The sequence below is a fragment of the Streptomyces sp. NPDC127038 genome (assembly GCF_042725875.1).
Taxonomy (GTDB): Bacteria; Actinomycetota; Actinomycetes; order Streptomycetales; family Streptomycetaceae; genus Streptomyces.
The window spans coordinates 223,851-241,447 of sequence record NZ_JBHXDQ010000004.1; the positions used below are offsets into that span (position 1 = coordinate 223,851).

Annotated in this window: 11 protein-coding genes; 4 read left to right on the top strand and 7 right to left on the bottom strand. The window is 73.9% G+C overall.

The features are described from left to right. Positions 1–200 precede the first annotated feature (200 nt). Positions 201–950 (bottom strand): (2Fe-2S)-binding protein, encoded by a 750-nt coding sequence (locus ACFWI4_RS05045; RefSeq protein WP_387191098.1) that lies wholly within the window; start codon positions 948–950, stop codon positions 201–203. A 210-nt stretch (positions 951–1,160) separates the two neighbouring features. Between ACFWI4_RS05045 and ACFWI4_RS05050 the strand changes: the two genes are divergently transcribed. Continuing rightward, entirely contained in the window at positions 1,161–2,654 is a 1,494-nt protein-coding gene (locus tag ACFWI4_RS05050) for a DMT family transporter (protein ID WP_387191100.1), read from the top strand. On the opposite strand, the gene ACFWI4_RS05055 is transcribed toward ACFWI4_RS05050, so the two are convergent. Further along, entirely contained in the window at positions 2,644–3,843 is a 1,200-nt protein-coding gene (locus ACFWI4_RS05055) for a transglycosylase family protein (RefSeq protein ID WP_387191102.1), read from the bottom strand. The genes ACFWI4_RS05050 and ACFWI4_RS05055 overlap by 11 nt on opposite strands. A 499-nt stretch (positions 3,844–4,342) precedes the next feature. Between ACFWI4_RS05055 and gndA the strand changes: the two genes are divergently transcribed. Further along, entirely contained in the window at positions 4,343–5,782 is a 1,440-nt protein-coding gene (gene gndA / locus ACFWI4_RS05060) for an NADP-dependent phosphogluconate dehydrogenase (RefSeq protein WP_387191104.1), read from the top strand. A 156-nt stretch (positions 5,783–5,938) separates the two neighbouring features. Here gndA and ACFWI4_RS05065 read toward each other — a convergent pair whose 3' ends face one another. The 4 genes from ACFWI4_RS05065 to panD form a co-directional block, all read right to left on the bottom strand. Further along, on the bottom strand, positions 5,939–6,163 hold the full coding sequence (locus tag ACFWI4_RS05065) for a hypothetical protein (protein WP_385403300.1): 225 nt from the start codon (positions 6,161–6,163) through the stop codon (positions 5,939–5,941). Positions 6,164–6,735: 572 nt separating this feature from the next. Beyond that, positions 6,736–7,506, bottom strand: a complete 771-nt coding sequence (locus tag ACFWI4_RS05070; RefSeq protein WP_387191107.1) for an arylsulfatase — start codon at positions 7,504–7,506, stop codon at positions 6,736–6,738. Then, positions 7,506–7,850, bottom strand: coding sequence for a GNAT family N-acetyltransferase (locus ACFWI4_RS05075; protein ID WP_387191109.1), 345 nt, complete (start codon positions 7,848–7,850; stop codon positions 7,506–7,508). The genes ACFWI4_RS05070 and ACFWI4_RS05075 overlap by 1 nt, the downstream gene beginning before the upstream one ends. Before the next feature lie 45 nt (positions 7,851–7,895). After that, positions 7,896–8,321, bottom strand: coding sequence for an aspartate 1-decarboxylase (panD, locus tag ACFWI4_RS05080; protein ID WP_387191111.1), 426 nt, complete (start codon positions 8,319–8,321; stop codon positions 7,896–7,898). A 220-nt stretch (positions 8,322–8,541) separates the two neighbouring features. Between panD and ACFWI4_RS05085 the strand changes: the two genes are divergently transcribed. Further along, the gene (locus ACFWI4_RS05085; protein WP_387191113.1) at positions 8,542–8,946 is read left to right on the top strand and encodes an FKBP-type peptidyl-prolyl cis-trans isomerase; all 405 of its coding nucleotides are present in this window, start codon (positions 8,542–8,544) and stop codon (positions 8,944–8,946) included. Positions 8,947–9,013: 67 nt separating this feature from the next. On the opposite strand, the gene ACFWI4_RS05090 is transcribed toward ACFWI4_RS05085, so the two are convergent. After that, the gene (locus ACFWI4_RS05090; RefSeq protein WP_387191115.1) at positions 9,014–9,430 is read right to left on the bottom strand and encodes a hypothetical protein; all 417 of its coding nucleotides are present in this window, start codon (positions 9,428–9,430) and stop codon (positions 9,014–9,016) included. Positions 9,431–10,173: 743 nt separating this feature from the next. Between ACFWI4_RS05090 and ACFWI4_RS05095 the strand changes: the two genes are divergently transcribed. Next, the gene (locus ACFWI4_RS05095; protein ID WP_387191117.1) at positions 10,174–17,532 is read left to right on the top strand and encodes an SDR family NAD(P)-dependent oxidoreductase; all 7,359 of its coding nucleotides are present in this window, start codon (positions 10,174–10,176) and stop codon (positions 17,530–17,532) included. Positions 17,533–17,597: the final 65 nt, after the last annotated feature.

Sequence of the window (17,597 nt, forward strand, 5' to 3'; positions counted from 1 at the left end):
CCGGGCGGGGCGACTGTGCGCGAGTCCAGCGGGCGGCCGTGCGCGAATCGGCGGGGCGGCCGTGCCGGTCGGGCGGGGCGGCCGTGTCCCGGCCGGCGGAGCCCTCGCGTCAGGGCCGGCGGGGTGGCCGTGCGCGTATCGGCGGGGCGGCCGTGCCGGTCGGACGGGGCGGCCGTGTCCCGGCCGACCGAGCCCTCGCGTCAGGGCCGGCCGGGGGCCGGGCGCGGTGGGCGCTCGAAGCAGCAGTCGCCGCAGACTCCGCCGCCCGGGACCCGGTAGTAGAGGCAGCAGCTGCGGCGGCGCAGGGTCGTCGGGTCGAGGGTGCCGGCGAGGTCGGGGTGCGCGAGGAGCCTGCCGGCCAGTTCCCTGGCCCGCTCCCCCACATCCGGGCGGCCGTGGGCCCGCGCCCAGCGGTCCAGCAGACGGACGGTCCCGGCCAGCGCGGAGCCCGCGTTGCCCCACAGCAGGGCGGCCGAGACGCGGTGGCGCGAGCGCAGGGCCGCGCTCAGCGGTACGAGCAGCCCGGCGCGCACGACCGCGTCGAGATCGGCCACCGGCCGGAAGCGGACCTCGCCGAGCCACAGGTCGTCGGGGGCACCGGCGTCCGGGTCCCAGAACAGCAGCTCCGGATCGAGGTCGGGCACACGCCCGCAGAGCGCGGCGGAGCCGAGGGCGATCGACCAGAGACGGGCCGCGAGCCCCTGCTGTGCCACCGAGGCCGCGACCCGCGGTTCCGGCGCCCGGATACTCTGCTCCACCTTGCGGACGCGGAAAGTTATCGGATCTGCGTAAACCTCCGGAAGGGTCCCGGATCGCGGGTCCGCGCAGGCGCTCGCGAGGGTCGGCAGGGGGCCGTGCGGCGGTACGCCGGTGCGTAGTACGAAGAATCCGCCGAGCGCGTCGAGCGCCTTGAGTTCGGGGTCGAGGTCCACGAAGAGCAGTAGTACCAAGCCCCCTAGGGGTGACCACCAGTGGATCGGGCCGTGGTGTCGCCCACCCTGGGGAGGACAAGGGGCGATTCGTACTCCATCGGCAGTAGGACCCAATGACTGCTCAGGGACGACGACGCGAACTAAATCGCACGGCATCGTTGTTTGCATGGAAGCCGACCGTTCGTCGCGCCGGGCCGCAGCTCCGCGCCGTTCGCAGAGGAGGGACTCATGAGTGCCCTCGCTTTGTCCGTGGTGCTCTCGTTCGTCTCAGCCGTCGCGTACGCGGGCGGCGCGATCATCCAGGAGCGGGTCGCGGTGACCTCTCCTGGCCAGACCTACGCTCCCCTGCGCAGGACGGGCTGGTGGGCGGCCGTGGCGCTGACCGGCCTCGGCGGTCTGCTGCACGTGGTCGCGCTGGCCTTCGGCCCGCTGAGCCTCGTACAGCCGCTCGGCGCTCTGACGATCGTCTTCGCGCTTCCGATGGCGGCCCTGTTCGTCGGCCGCAGGGCCGGAGCGACCGCCTGGCGCGGCGCGATCATGGCCACGGTGGGTCTCGCCGGTCTCCTCTCCCTGGTCGGCGCGTCCGACGCGCAGTCCCTCGGCAACCCCCAGCGGCTGGCTCTGGGCGTGGTGTCGGGCGGCGCGGTCGCGGCCCTGATGGTGGCCGGACGCGCGGCACACCGGCACCCCGCGGTGCGCAGCGTGCTGCTGGCGATCGCGGCGGGCGTCGCCTTCAGCATGTCCTCCGTGTTCACCAAGACCGTCGCCGTCGACTGGTCGCACCACGTCTCGCTCGCGGATCTGTCGAGCCTCGTGGCGATCGGCGCGTTCGCGACGGCCGGCATGCTGATCTCGCAGGCCTCCTACCGGGGCGCCGGCCTGGAGGCGCCGCTGGCCACCCTGACGGTCGTGAACCCGGTCGTGGCGGCCGCCGTCGGCATCACGATGTTCGGCGAGACGTTCCGGTACGGCACGGCCGGGACCGCGCTGGCCCTGGCCTGCGGCGTGGTCGCAGCGGGCGGTCTGATCCTGCTCACCACCGAGCGGATCGCCGCCGAGCGGTCCGGCAGCGGCGACCGAACCATGGCCGCCGGCCAGGAGCCCGCGGCCGACCTGACCACGACAGCCGCACGGGAGCCCGCGGCGGACCGGGCCACGACAGCCGTACGGGTACCCGCGACCGAGGAGGACCGCACGGCCGTACGGGTGCCCGCGACCGACGAGGGTCTCGCCGCCGCACCGATCCCCGCGACCGACGAGAGCCTCACCGCCGTAGGGGTCTCCACGACCGATGAGAGCCTCACGGCGGTACGGGTGCCCGCGGCCGACGCGGGCCCCACAGCCGTACGCGTTCCCGCGGCCACGGCCGTCAGCGGGCTCGGGCCGCTTGCCGGCACCGAGACCACCGTGGCGGAGCTGCTGTCCGGGCTGCCCAGGCCCGCCACCGGGGACGCGGACGGCCTCGTACCGGCCGCGCAGCCGAACGCGCTTCCGCAGCCTCCTCGTACCGGCGGCGACAGCGTGTTCGTCCCGGCCCCGCAGCCCGCGGTCGCGGGCGTGTTCGTCGCGGCCGCGCCCGCGGCAGCCGTGGCGGCGGCGGAGACCCTCGTCGCCCGGGACCCGGCCGACGGGGACGAGCTGCCCCACCTGGCCGTCATGTTCGGCATGCCCTACGTGCCGATGCCGTTCGTCAACCACCACCGCACCCGAGTCAAATCCTGACGCCGCCGGCCCGGAGGTACGCCACCGGGTCGATGTCGGACCCGAAGGCGGGCCCGGTCCGCACCTCGAAGTGCAGATGCGGGCCCGTGCTGTTGCCCGTCGATCCCGAACGCCCTATGCGCTGCCCGGCCACCACGCTCTGCCCCGCCTTCACGGCGATCGCGGAGAGGTGGCCGTACTGCGTGTAACGGCCGTCGGCGTGCCGTATCACCACCTGGTACCCGAACGATCCGCCCCAGCCCGCGCTGACCACGTGACCCGCGGCGACCGCGGCGACGGAGGTGCCGGTGGGCACGGGGAAGTCGACGCCCGTGTGATAGCCCTTCGACCAGTGGGAACCCGTCGCGTGGTACGGGGTCCCGGTCGCCGCGTGCACCGGGGCGACGAGTTCGTGCGTGACCGCCCCGGAACGGGTCGTCGTGTGCGTGGTCGGCCTCCCGGCCGGGGCCTTCTGCGCCGGGGTCTTCTTCGCGGGCGTCCGGGGGTGCGTCTTCGCCGGGTTCTTCGCGGGGGTGTGCCGGGTCTGCGCGGGGGCCTCGGCGCCACCGCCCAGGGCGAGCCGCTGGCCCGGCAGGATCAGGTCCGGGTCGGCGCCCACGGTCGTGCGGTTCGCCTCGTACAACCCGTGCCAGCCGCCCTGGACGTGCCGGGAATCGGCGATACCGGAGAGCGTGTCGCCGCGCACGACGGTGTACATCTCGGCGGTGCCGGCCCGCGACTGGGGTGTGGTCTGCGGCTTCACGTCCCGCACCGACCGACCGCTCGCGGCCGGGTGCCCGGTCCGCGCCGGGGTGATGTCGGGGGCCGCGCCCCCGCGGGTCAGGCCGCCGCGGACCGAGCACACCGGCCAGGCACCGGGCCCCTGGCCCTTCAGCACCTTCTCGGCCACGGCTATCTGCTGGTCCTTCGTGGCCTGGTCCGCGCGCGGGGCGTAGGCCGTGCCGCCGTACGCCGCCCAGGTGGACCGGGTGAACTGGAGCCCGCCGTAATAGCCGTTGCCGGTGTTGATGCTCCAATTGCCGCTGGACTCGCAGGCGGCGACCTTGTTCCACGTCCCGACGTCGGCCGCGTGGGCCATCCCGGCCCCCACGAGCGGGAGCGCGATCCCGGCCCCGCCCGCCGTGACGGTGAGTGAGGCGCGGTTGATCCTGTTCGGCTGATACCGGCGGTGCCGGCCGCGTACGGCCATGAGGGAGCCCCCCTAGACATGCGTCAGGAGCGGCAAAAGTAAGCGTTGGGAACAGGCCGGGACAAGGCGGCAACCGGTCGCTCCGAAAAGGCGGCCGGCCGACTTTCGGACCCTCGCCGCGGGGTCCTTCCCCCTCACGGCGGGTGACCGCGTCGCCGCGGCGACGGGATGCGCCGCAGGCCGCCCCGCGGCCCGCCGACGTCGGGTTCCCGGGTCCGGCGACGGGCCCCGGATCCGTCCGGCCGGCCCGGCCGCGGACAGGACACGACCGCGTCCGGGCCGCCGGACACGGCGCACAGGGGCGCCCGGCCGCGCGCACTCTGTCCGAAATCCGCCCTCGTGGCGCCGGACGGTCCCCCTGCGCGGACACCCGGGACACGTCAGGATGGCCTGGGGCAATACTGGCGGACGGCTCGGACGGACACGACCGGCGGCACCGGTACCGGGCTGTCTCCCGTATCCGCCAACGGACTTACCGCACTTCTTAGGAGCCAACCGGATGAGCACTTCAGCCCAGATCGGCGTCACGGGTCTCGCGGTCATGGGGCGCAACCTCGCCCGCAACTTCGCGCGCAACGGCTATACCGTCGCCGTGCACAACCGCACCGTGGCGAAGACGAACGCGCTGGTGGAGGAGTTCGGCCACGAGGGCGCGTTCGTGGCGGCCGAGACGGCGAAGGAGTTCGTGGCGGCGCTGGAACGGCCGCGGCGTCTGGTGATCATGGTGAAGGCCGGCGATCCGACCGACGCGGTGATCCAGGAGTTCGCCCCGCTCCTGGAGCCCGGCGACATGATCATCGACGGTGGCAACGCGCATTTCGCGGACACCCGGCGCCGCGAGCGCGCGCTGCGCGAGCAGGGCATCCACTTCGTCGGCACGGGCGTGTCCGGCGGTGAGGAGGGCGCGCTGAACGGGCCGAGCATCATGCCGGGCGGCTCGGTCGAGTCGTACGCCTCTCTCGGCCCGATGCTGGAGAAGATCTCCGCGAAGGCGGCCGACGGGGCTCCGTGCGTCACGCACGTGGGTCCCGACGGCGCCGGGCACTTCGTGAAGATGGTCCACAACGGCATCGAGTACGCCGACATGCAGCTCATCGGCGAGGCCTACCAGCTGCTCCGGGACGTCGCCGGGTACTCCCCCGCGCAGATCGCGGACATCTTCCGCACCTGGAACACCGGCCGGCTCGACTCGTATCTGATCGAGATCACCGCCGAGGTGCTGTCGCACGTGGACGCGGCGACGGGCAAGCCGTTCGTCGACGTCGTCCAGGACCGGGCCGAGCAGAAGGGCACCGGCCGCTGGACCGTGCAGATCGCCCTGGACCTGGGCGTTCCGGTGTCGGGCATCGCCGAGGCGGTCTTCGCCCGCTCGCTCTCGGGGCACGCGGACCTGCGCGCCGCCTCCCGCGACCTCGCCGGTCCGACGGCGCGCAAGCTCGACGCGTCCGAGGCCGCCGCCTTCGCGGACCGGGTCGAGCAGGCGCTGTACGCATCGAAGATCGTCTCGTACACGCAGGGCTTCCACGAGATCACCGCGGGCAGCGACGAGTACGACTGGAACATCGACCTCGGTTCCGTCGCCTCGATCTGGCGCGGCGGCTGCATCATCCGGGCGGCCTTCCTCGACCGGATCCGCGCGGCGTACGACGCCCGGCCCGACCTGCCGAGCCTGCTGTCCGACGCGACGTTCGCCCAGGAGATCGCGGCGGCCCAGGACGACTGGCGCGAGGTGCTCGTCGCGGCAACCCGCCAGGGCGTGCCCACGCCCGGTTTCTCGGCGGCCCTCGCCTACTACGACGCCCTGCGCGCGGAGCGTCTGCCGGCCGCGCTCACTCAGGGGCAGCGGGACTTCTTCGGGGCGCACACCTACCGCAGGACGGACCGCGAGGGGTCGTTCCACACGCTGTGGGGCGGCGACCGGTCGGAGGTCGAGGCGTAGCGGTCGCCCCGCGGGCTGTCACCGGGCCCGGATGTCTTCCGCCGGGCCGAAGCCGCCACGTTTCCGGAACGGGGGTGTGGGGGCTTCGGCGGGGGTCGGTCCTCACGGGGGCCCGCCTGTACGGGTGCCGGGGTGTTCGTCCGTGGCCGGGCCAGGTCAGCTGCGTTTGGCGGCGAACAGTTCCAGGTGCGCGCAGTTGGGGCAGCGGAAGGCCTCGATCTCCCAGCGCGGGCGGCCCATCAGGCGGGCGCCGCCGAGCGGGCCCAGCTGGAGCGCGCCCTCGACCCATCGCGAGAACCCCCGCGCGCCCTGCCCGGAGTCCTCGACGAACCCCGGTTCCAGCCCCACAACACCGCACTGAGTGCACCGTATGTTGTTCACCCGCGGAGTGTAGTGAACGGCCCCGGTCCTGGATCACCGGGTCCGGCCGGTCCGTCGGCCGGACCCGTCAGGTCCTCCGCGCCCGTCAGGTCAGCGGCCCCGGCTGCGGCTGGGGTTCCGGCACCGGGTCGGGGCCCGGCGGCTTCGGGATCGGTGACGGGGACGGTACGGGCTCCGGTCCGGGTACGGGACCGGGCCCGCCGGGGTCGGGCACCGGGGCGGGACCGGGCGTCGGTCCCGGTGCGGGATCGGGTCCGCCCGGATGCGGCACCGGGTCGGGGAAGGGCGAAGGCCCCGGGGGTTCGGGGCTCGGTCCGGGGGTGGGTCCGGGCGGCACGGGGTCGGGATACGGCTGTGTCATGGCGTCCTCCAGCCAGTCGGTACGTCGGCCCTCTGGACTTGTCTCCCGCGTACCCAGCGCCCGAGCCCCCACTCACCCCCTCGCGCGAGGACGACGCCCGAACGGCCCAGTCCGCACCACGTCCACCGGGCCGGCGGACCGGCGCACAGAGCCCCCTCAGTCCCTTGCCCGGACCTCCGCCGCCGGCACGGCATCCGCTGTGCGGGCCCCGTCACCGTGCGGGCCGTCTCCGCCCCGTCACCGTGCGGGCCGTCTCCGCCCCGTCCACCGTGCGGGCCGTCTCCGCCGCTCGGACCGCGTCCGCCGCGGCGGCGAGGCCGGGGCGGGGGCTCGACAGCACCGGTACGGGAGTCGTGGTGAGACGCACGGCCGGGGTCATGGAGGCCTGGGCGAGGACGATCACGTCGACGTCGGCGACCGCGTCGGCAGCGGCGGCGACCACGCGGGCGCAGCCTTCCGTGTCACCAGCCTCGAACAGCGCCCACGCCCCGTCGACCAGGGACGTACGGACCTCGACGGGGCGCCCGGCCCGACGGGCCTCCTCCTCGACCAGGGCGACGGTGGGGTCCAGCGTGCTCGCGACGGTCGCGAGGACGGTGACCCGGGCGCCCGCGGCCACCGCGGCGGCGGCCATCGGCCGGTCCACGCGGAGCACGGGCACCCCGGCGTCGGCGGCTTCGGCGACCGCGCCGATGGTCGAGCAGGTGCACAGGACGCCCCGGGCGCCGTCGGCCACGGCGCCGGCGGTCAGCGCCCCGACCTCGCCGGCGACCGCTTCGGGCCCTTCGCGCCGGGCGCGCGCGAGGAGCTCCTCGTCGACCAGGTGACGCAGTTCGAGGCCCGGGTGGTCGGTGTCGCGCAGCGCGTCGAAGACGGGGACGTGCACGGGTGAGGTGTGCAGCAGGGCGAGCGGGGCGAACCGGGGCGGGGGTCCCGTCCCGGTGGAGGGTCCCGTCCCGGTGGACGGCGGGTCCGGGGTCATCAGAACCGTCCCGGATGCGCCTTCAGCCACTCGATCGCGGCATCCAGCAGTGCCGGGTCGGCGACCGGAGCCTCCTCGGGGTGCCGCTCGGCCCAGCGCACGACGTACGGGCAGAGCGGCGCCACCACGACGCCCTCGGCCGCGGCGATGCCGTACAGCCGGCGGGCCAGCGAACCGGCGATGCCCTTGCCCTCGTGCTCCGGCTCCACGATCGTGTGCACCGGGACGAGGGCTCGCGCCGGCTCCTCCAGGACGAAGTACTCGATGTGCCCGACGACTTGGCCGCCGGAGACCGCCTCCAGGCGGCCCGCCGGCCGGTCGTCGCGGATCTCGATGTCGCTCACGGGCACTCCTCGGTCCGGGGTCCTGCGGTACCGCCGCGCCGTCGCTCAGACGTCGACGGGCACGGCCTGCGGGCTGCGCTCCTGGTCCGAGCCGGGCACCGGCTCGGAGGGGTCTGCGCCGAGCGAGACGATCCGGTTGTCACGGTCCACGTGCACGACGCGCGGCCGCAGCGCCCGCGCCTCGGCGTCGGTCACCTGAGCGTAACTGATGATGATCACCAGGTCACCGGGGTGCACGAGATGCGCCGCCGCCCCGTTGATCCCGACGACACCCGATCCGCGCTCACCCTCGATGACGTACGTCTCCAGACGGGCGCCGTTGGTGATGTCGACGATGTGGACGAGCTCGCCGGGCAGCAGGTCGGCGGCGTCGAGCAGATCGGCGTCGATGGTGACGGATCCGACGTAGTGCAGGTCGGCCTGGGTGACCGTGGCACGGTGGATCTTGGACTTGAACAAAGTACGCAGCACTTTGGACTCCTGAAAGACGGCTCCCTGCCCGCTTTTTGCAGGTCAAGGGCGTCCCACACTGTACATCGACACGCCTTCGGCCCGAAGGCCTTCAAGAACATCTGTGCTGCCGTGGCCAGGTACCCTGCCTGCGCATTTCTGCGCCGATCAGGCTGCCGCGGGACCACCGACGGCTTCCGACGGCCTTCGACGGCTTTCGACGGAAAGTGATGAGGCTGCGATGAATGAACGGACGAAGCCCGAGGTCGACGTTCCCGAGGGTGACGCTCCTGCCGAGCTGACCGTCCGGGACCTGGTCGTCGGGGACGGAGCCGAGGTCAAGCCGGGCATGGTGGTCAGGGTCCACTACGTCGGGGTGACCTTCGAGTCCGGGAGGGAGTTCGATGCCTCCTGGGACCGGGACGAACCGTTCAAGTTCACTCTGGGCAGCGGCAAGGTCATCAAGGGCTGGGACCGGGGGGTGCGAGGGATGAAGGTCGGCGGACGACGCGAGATCATCGTTCCTCCGCGCCTCGGATACGGCAAGCAGTCGCCCTCGCCATTGATCCCGCCGGGCTCGACCCTGGTCTTCGTGGTGGACCTGCTGGACTTGTACTCCACCACGACAGGGTGGAGCAACGCCTGACGCCGTGTCCTCCACACCCGCCTCGGGATTCCTTCCGAGGCGGGGCCGGAGCACAGTCGGAGGCGGATCAGACCGCCGCGGCAGGGACTTCCGGGGCCGCCGGGACGGGAGCCGGTGCGGGCACCACAGGCGCGGCCTCGACCGCGGCGGCCACCGCCGCCTCGGCCGCCTGGGTCTCCGCAGCTTCGCTCGCCTCTATTTCGGCCGTGTGCTGGATCACGAACGCCTCACCGAGCACTTCGTGAGCCTCTCTCAGGTGGTCGAGTTCCACCTCGCCGTTCTCGGCCACATGCCCCTCAAGGGCCTCGAACATGCGCTCCACCGCTTCGCGTGAGCCGCCGAGGCGCTGCTCGGCGTAGACCGCGATGCCCAGCTTCAGGAAAAGCTCGGCCGTACGGCGGTTGACGGTGTAGTCGTGGATGGCGTCACCGCTCGCGTCCACACCCTTCTCGATGACCTCAAATGCCTTCTTGATGAAACTCACGCTGCGTTGACTCCCTTTGCGTGCCCGTACGTGCCCGTACGGACCATCCGACATACCGTCCGGCCGACGATCGAAGGTGCCGTGACCTGCGACCACACCGACTCGTGATGACCCTAGGGCAGTTTCCGGCCATCGCGCGTGGCCCCAACTCCCGGCTTCCCCCGGGCGGATGGGCAAGATCGACACGAATCGGGCACCCGCCCCCGCCCCAGGCGCCCACGGAGTTCGCGGTGACCCCCGACGAGGATGCTCCGGGGGCTCGCCGGACCCCGTAGGCCGCCCTCACGCCGCCCTCACGATCCCCTCGGACGGCGACCTGCGGCGCCTTCCCGGTCAATTCAAGATCGCCACATGGAATTTCCCCGCGCCCACCGACCGAAGGGAATGATGCGTCGCGATTCGGGCATGCCGCGCCGGAGAAAGTTCCTCATTCACCTATTGGCGTTTCGTCGATGTGTGAGGGGAGTGAACGAGACGGCACCGTCAAGGAATTGCTCCGCTTTCCGAAGTTCCTTCCGGCGTCCGCGAATGACCGAATCAATGCGCCCGCGCACCGCCCCACTGGTTCAACATTGACCAGCCAGTAACAACAGGGCTACCTTTCAACGCGTTTCGCGCAGGCTTCGCAGGCTTTATCGACCGGTGTTCCCCGAGTTGCCGCAGGTCCCGCTGGAATCCGACGCGCCGCCATCGTTGTCGTACCGCATCCCCCACCATGCAGTCTCAGCTTGATTCGGAGAATCATGACGTCTGCTGTGCGTTCCGAGGACATGATCATCGGCATCACCCCGTTCGGAGAACCGGACGCCCGGCTCGCCGCGGCCGTGTGCCGGGCCGGCGGGCTCGGTGTCCTCGACCTGGGAGACGGGGACCGAAGATCCCGGGAAGCACTGGAACGTCTGCGCCGGCTGGCGCCGGGCCCGTTCGGGGTGCGGATCGGTCCCCGCTGCCGACTGGACCCCACCGACCTCGCACCGGGAACCGGTGACGCAGGCCGGCCCGACACCGTGGTCCTCGCGGTCGGCTCGCCGTGGTCGGCCGGCGAGCTGACCGCCGGCCACCGAGTGCTGGTGGAGGTCACGGACCTCGACGAGGCGCGCGCCGCGGTGCTCGCCGGGGCGTACGGGCTGATCGCCCGCGGCAGCGAATGCGGCGGCAGGGTCGGGGAGTTGAGCACCTTCGTCCTGCTCCAGCGACTGCTCTCCGCGCCCGACGTGCCGCTCCCCGTCTGGGCCTGTGGCGGAATCGGCCCCCGGACGGCGGCCGCCGCGATGGCCGGCGGGGCGGCCGGGGTGGTGCTGGACAGCCAGCTCGCGCTGCTGGCCGAGTCCTCCCTGCCGGAGGCGGCCGCGGCGCAGCTGCGGACCCTGGACGGTTCGGAGACGACCGTGCTGGCCGGTCACCGGGTGCTCCTCCGGCGGGGCCGTGACGCGCCACGCCTCGCCGGGACCGACCCGGAGACGGTCGCGGCGGCACTGGGCGCGCAGGATCCGCGTACCCAGGTACTGCCGGTGGGTCAGGACGGCTTCCTCGCCGCCCGGTTCGCGCGGCGCTGGGGGAACGCGCGCCGGACGGTACGCGCCCTGACGGAGGCGGTGCACGACGTCGTACGCGACGGCACGGCCGCCGGGGCACTCGGCGCCGGCTCCCCCATGAGCGGGGCGCTCGGCACCCGGCTGCCCGTCGCGCAGGGGCCGATGACCCGGGTCAGCGACCGCGCCGAGTTCGCGGCGGCGGTCGCCGAGGACGGCGCGCTGCCGTTCATCGCGCTGGCACTCGCGGACGGCACGCGCGCCCGGGCGATGCTGACCGAGACCAGGACCGCCATGGCCGGGCGGCCCTGGGGCGTCGGCGTGCTCGGCTTCGCTCCGGAGGAGGTGCGGGCGGCCCAGTTGGAGGCGGTACGGGAACTGCGGCCGACGCACGCCGTCATCGCGGGCGGGCGGCCCTCCCAGGCACGGGCGCTGGAGCGGGACGGGATCCGCACCTTCCTGCACGTGCCCTCACCGGGGCTGCTGCGGCAGTTCCTGGAAGCCGGGGTCCGCCGGTTCGTGTTCGAGGGCTCCGAGTGCGGCGGGCACGTCGGCCCGCGCGGGAGCTTCCCCCTCTGGGAGGCCCAACTCGCCGTCCTTGAGGACTTCCTGGACGACACGGCCGACGGGGGTGGCCGGAACCACAAGGCCCGCGGGGGCGCCGGCGACGGGAGTGGCGGGGGCTCGGCGGAGGCGCTGGAGGTGTTCTTCGCCGGCGGCATCCACGACGAGCGCTCGGCGGCCATGGTCGCCGCGCTCGCGGCCCCGCTGACCTCGCGCGGGGCCGCCGTCGGGGTCCTCATGGGCACCGCGTACCTGTTCACCGAGGAGGCGGTCGCGTGCGGCGCGATCCAGCCGCTCTTCCAGCGCCAGGTGCGGGCCGCCGAGCGGACCACGCTCCTGGAGACCGCGCCCGGCCACGCCACCCGCTGCGTGCCGAGCCCGTTCACCGAGGGGTACCGCGCGCACGAGGACCGGCTGCGGTCCGCGGGCACGGCCGACCGGCGGGTCTGGGAGGAACTGGAGCGGCTCAACATCGGGCGGCTGCGCCTCGCGAGCAAGGGCGTGGAACGGGACGGCGGCGGGACGCTCGGGGCGGTCGACGAGGCACGCCAGCTCACCGACGGCATGTTCATGGCCGGGGAGGTGGCGGTACTGCGTTCGGCCACCACCACCGTCGCGGCGCTGCACGAGTCGGTGACCTCCGGGGCCGCCGGGCTCCTCGAACGGCGGGCGGCGGAGCTGCGCGACCGGCTGGGCGAGCGGCCCGGGACGACGCGGGAGCCGGTGGCGCCCCCTCCGCTGGACGTCGCGATCGTCGGGATGGCCTGCATGTTCCCGCAGGCACCCGACCTCCCCGCCTTCTGGGCGAACGTCGTCGGCGGCCGGGACGCGGTCGGCGAGGTCCCGGCCGAGCGCTGGGACCCGGCCGTGCACTACGGACACGGCGACGCGGGTGCCCCTTCCGGCAGGGCCGTCCCCTTCACCGGCGCCCCGCCGTCCAGCGGGACCACCCCCACCACCGGCCCCACCCCGTCCCGCGGGGCCGTCCCCTCCAAGTGGGGCGGATTCCTGCCCCGTATCCCCTTCGACCCGCTGCGCTACGGCATCCCGCCGGCGTCGCTCGGCAGCATCGAGCCGGTCCAGTTGCTGTCCCTGGAGGCTGCCCGGCGCGCCTTGGAGGACGCCGGATACGGCGACGAGGGAAGGGAGTTCGACCGTTCCCGTACCTCGGTGGTGTTCGGCGCGGAGGCGGGCAGCGACCTGTCCAACGCGGCCACGCTGCGCGCCGTGCTCCCGTCGTACCACGGGCGCGTCCCCGAGGGCCTCGACGGCCAGTTGCCCCGGCTGACGGAGGACTCGTTCCCCGGCATGCTCGCCAACGTGATCTCCGGCCGGATCGCCAACCGGCTGGACCTCGGCGGAGCCAACTTCACCGTCGACGCCGCCTGTGCCTCCTCGCTGGCCGCGGTGGACGTCGCGTGCAAGGAACTCACCGGCGGCACCAGCGACGTGGTGCTGTGCGGCGGCGCCGACCTGCACAACGGCATCAACGACTACGTCCTGTTCTCCTCGGTGCACGCCCTCTCCCCCACCGGGCGCTCCCGTTCCTTCGACGGCTCGGCGGACGGCATCGCGCTCGGCGAGGGCGTCGCCTGCGTGGTCCTGAAGCGGCTCGCGGACGCCGAGCGGGACGGTGACCGGATCTACGGCGTGATCAAGGGACTCGGCAGTTCCAGCGACGGCCGCTCACTGGGCCTGACCGCGCCCCGCCCCGAGGGGCAGCGCTCGGCGCTGGAGCGGGCCTACCGCAACGCGCGGGTGTCACCGGCGGACGTCGGGCTCGTCGAGGCGCACGGCACGGGGACCGTGGTCGGTGACCGCACCGAACTGACCGTCCTGGGCTCGGTGTTCGGCGAGGCGGGGGCCGAGCCGGGGAGTTGCGCGCTCGGGTCGGTCAAGTCGCAGATAGGACACACCAAGTGCGCCGCCGGGCTGGCCGGGCTGATCAAGGCGACCCTCGCGCTGTACACCGGCGTCCAGCCGCCCACCCTGCATCTGGAGCACCCCAACGCCGCCTGGGACGAGGGGAGCAGCCCGTTCGTCTTCCACACCCGGGCCCGTCCCTGGGCGGCTCCGGCCGGTCAACGGCTGGCCGGTGTCAGCGCGTTCGGCTTCGGCGGCACCAACTTCCATGTGGTGCTGGGCGCGTACGAGGACGGCGTGGCACCTGCGCGGACACTGGACGAATGGCCCGCCGAACTGTTCGTGTTCCGGGGCCGGGACACGGCGGCGGCACACCGGGCCGTCGAGGAACTGCTCGGGGCCGCCGAGGCCGACGGCCGGCCGTGGCGGCTGCGCGACCTGGCGCTGAGCGCGGCCCGCAGGGCCGACGGCTGTCCGGATCCGGCACGGATGGCGGTCGTGGCCGCTGACGTGGCCGAGCTGACCGCGAAGCTGCGGCGGGCGCTGGCCGGGGAGCACGATCCCGCGCACGGCGTCCATCTCGCCGAGGGCCAGGACGGGGGCGAGGACGAGAGCAAGGGTGACGGCACCGACGAGGGCAAGGTCGCCTTCCTCTTTCCCGGTCAGGGCAGCCAGCGCCCCGGAATGCTCGCCGACCTGTTCGTCGCCCTCCCCGAACTGCGCCACTACCTCGAACTCGGCGCCGACCACGTCGGACCGCTGTACCCGCCCGCCGCCTTCGACGACGGCGCACGCGACCGGCAGCGGGCTGCGCTCACCGACACGCGGGCCGCGCAGCCCGCGCTCGGCATCACCGGACTCGCGGCGCACGCCCTGCTCACCACGGCCGGGGTGCGGCCCGACATGGCCGCCGGGCACAGTTACGGCGAGCTGGTCGCCCTGAGCGCCGCGGGCGCCCTGAGCCCCGAGACGCTTCTCGCGCTCAGTTCCGAACGGGCGGCGGCCATCCTCGCGGCCGCCGGGGCGGACCGCGGAGCGGACCCGGGGACCATGGCCGCGGTCGCGGCCGGCGCCGCGGAGGTCGCGGGGGCGCTCCGGGCCGTCAAGGCGCCGGCCGCCGTGGTCGTCGCCAACCGCAACGCGCCCCGGCAGACGGTGATCTCCGGCCCGGCCGACGGCGTCACGGAGACGGTACGTCTGCTGCGCGAGGCCGGGTACGACGCCCGCCGCATCCCCGTGGCCTGCGCCTTCCACAGCCCTCTGGTCGCCGGTGCGGGCGCCCGGTTCGCCGAGGCGCTCGCGGCCCGCCCGGTGCGCGCGCCGGAGTTCCCGGTGTGGGCCAACCGCACCGCGACGCCGTACGCGACCGACCCGGACGCCGTACGGGCCGAACTCGCCGCCCAGATCGGCGCCCCGGTCGGGTTCGTCGAACAGATCGAGGCGATGTACGAGGCGGGCGCGCGGATCTTCGTCGAGGCCGGGCCCGGATCCGTGCTGACCGGGCTCGTACGACAGATCCTCGGCGACCGGCCGCACCGGACCGTCGCCTGTGAGCCGCGTCCGGACAGCGGCCTGCGCGGCTGGCTGGACGCCCTGGCCCGGCTGGCCGTCGCCGGGCTGCCGGTGCGCACCGGGTGGCTGCTGCGGGGCCGCGACGCGGTCGACGCGGTGCGCACGCCGGTGCCGAAGCGGCCCGGCTGGACGGTCGACGGACAGCTGGTACGCACCGCCGCGGGAGACCTCCTTCCCGGTGCGCTCGCACCGGCCCGACGAGTCGTGGAGACGAGTGTGCCGACGAATCCCCCGCACGCGGTCCCGTCCGACCGGGACGGCCGCCACACCGTGCACGACACCACGCAGGGCATCCGCGACACGCAGAACAGCAACGGCGGTAACGGCGTCCACCACCGGGACCGCCAGGACGCTCAGGACGCGCTGATCTCCGAATTCCTGCGCACCAGCCGCGAGATGGTCGCCGCCCAGCGTGACGTGCTGATGACGTACCTCGGAGCGGTCGCCGGGGACCGGACCGCCGCGCCACCCGCGCCCGTCGCCCCGTCGGCACAGCGGGACACGTGGGCCGCATCCCCCCAGGCACCCGCCACGGAAACGGCGTCGGTTCAGGACGTGGGTGCGGACGTGGAGGTGGACGTGGAGGTGGACGTCCAGCAGATGGTCCTCGAGATCATCAGCGAGCGGACCGGCTATCCCCTCGACATGATCGAGCCCGATCTCGATCTGGAGGCCGACCTCAGCATCGACTCCATCAAGCGGGCCGAGATAGCCGGCGAACTGGCCCGGCGCCTCGGTGCCGGGGCCGGCGCGGACCTCGGCGGTCTCGACGACGCCGAGTTGGAGGATCTGGCGAAGGCGCGGACGGCCGCCGCGGTGACCGACTGGCTGACCGCGCGGCTCTCCGGCCCCACCGAGCCGACCGCGCTCACCGCCGAGGACGCCGAGGACGCCGAGGACGCCGAGACGATCCCTTCGCCCGACCCCGTCGAGGCCACCACGCCCACCGAGTCCACTGAGTCCACTGAGTCCACTGAGTCCACCGAGTCCACTGAGGCGTTCGAGGCAGCGGAGGCGGCCGGGACGCCCGAGACCGTACGAGCGGCGCACGACGGGGCGGTGAGCGGCGAGGCACCGAAGCGGTACGTGCTGCGGCCGGTACCCCTCGGGCAGGAGGGCGGCACCCCCGATCCGGCGGCCGTCCTGTCCGGGACGCGATGGGCCGTCCTCGGCGACGCCCCCGAGATCGGCGCCCGCCTCGCCTCGTACGGCGCCGACGTGGTCGTACGCGACCGGGAGCACCTGCTCACCCGGGACGAAGGACCGGTGGACGGGGTCGTGTATCTCGTCACGGGCGGTGCGCCGGTGCTGCCGGACGCGTTCCCCGTCCTGAAGGCCGCCCTCGACCTGGAGCCGCGCCGGCTGCTGGCCCTGCGGGCCGTGGGCGGGGACCTTCCGGACACGGCGGCAGCGGGGCTGCGCGGCTTCTTCCGCACCGTGGCGCGCGAGTACCCGTCGACGGTCGCGCGCACCGTGGAGGTGACGACCGCCTCGGCCGCCGCGGACACGCTCACCGTAGCGGACACGGTCACTGTCGCGGACGCGCTGCTGCTCGCGGACGCGCTGGTCGACGAGCTGTGCGCGCCCGGCCTCGCCCCGGTCGTCCTGCGCGGGCCGGAGGGCCGGTTCGGCCTGGAACTCGTCGAGTCGCCGCTGGGCCTCCTCGGCGGCACGGGCGCGGGCCCGGCCGGTGTCGGTGCGGCCGAGGCGGCCGCGCTCGGCCTTGACCGGGACGCGGTGGTCCTGCTGGCCGGCGGGGCACGCGGCATCACCGCGCAGTGCGCCGCGGCCATCGCCGCCGCCGGCCGGTGCCGGCTCGAACTGCTCGGCAGGACACCCGCGCCGGACGGCCCGGAGGACGCGGACACGGCCGCCGCCCGTACCCCGGCCGCACTGCGCGCGACGCTCGCCGCCCGTGGCGGGATGAAGCCGGCGGCGATCAACCAGGCGGCCGAACTCCTGCTCGCCCAGCGGGAGATCGCCATGACGCTGACGGAACTGCGGGCGCTCGGGAGTGAAGTCCGCTACCGCTGTGTCGACTTCCGTGACCCGGAGGCCGTACTACAGGCGGTGAAGGCCGTCCACGCCGAGCACGGCCGCCTCGACGGTGTCGTCTACGCGGCCGGGGTGATCGAGGACCGGATCATCGCCGAAAAGGCGCCCGAGTCCTTCCAGCGGGTCTACGGCACGAAGGCGACCGGCGCAGGTGCCCTGCTCACCGCGCTGGAGGAACTGCCCGAAGGACCGGCGTTCAGCGTGCTGTTCGGCAGCATCGCCGGTGTCCTCGGCAACCGGGGCCAGGCGGACTACGCGGCGGCCAACGACGCGCTCCAGACGCTGGGTTCGGCCTGGTCGGCCCGTACCGGGCACCGGGCACTGACCGTGCACTGGGGACCCTGGGCGCCCGCCGCCCGGCACGGCGGCATGGTCGGACCGGAACTGGCCCGCGCCTACGGGCGCCGGGGCGTCGGCCTGATCGACCCCGAGGAGGGCACCGCGGCGCTGCTGCGTGAACTCGCCTGGGGCGACCCGTCGGCCACCGCCGTCGTCTACACCGCCTCGGGCTGGTGACGGGTCCGGTGACGGACGCCGTGGCGGTTCCTGCCTCGCGTCGGCAGGTTCCGGTCGCCATCGTC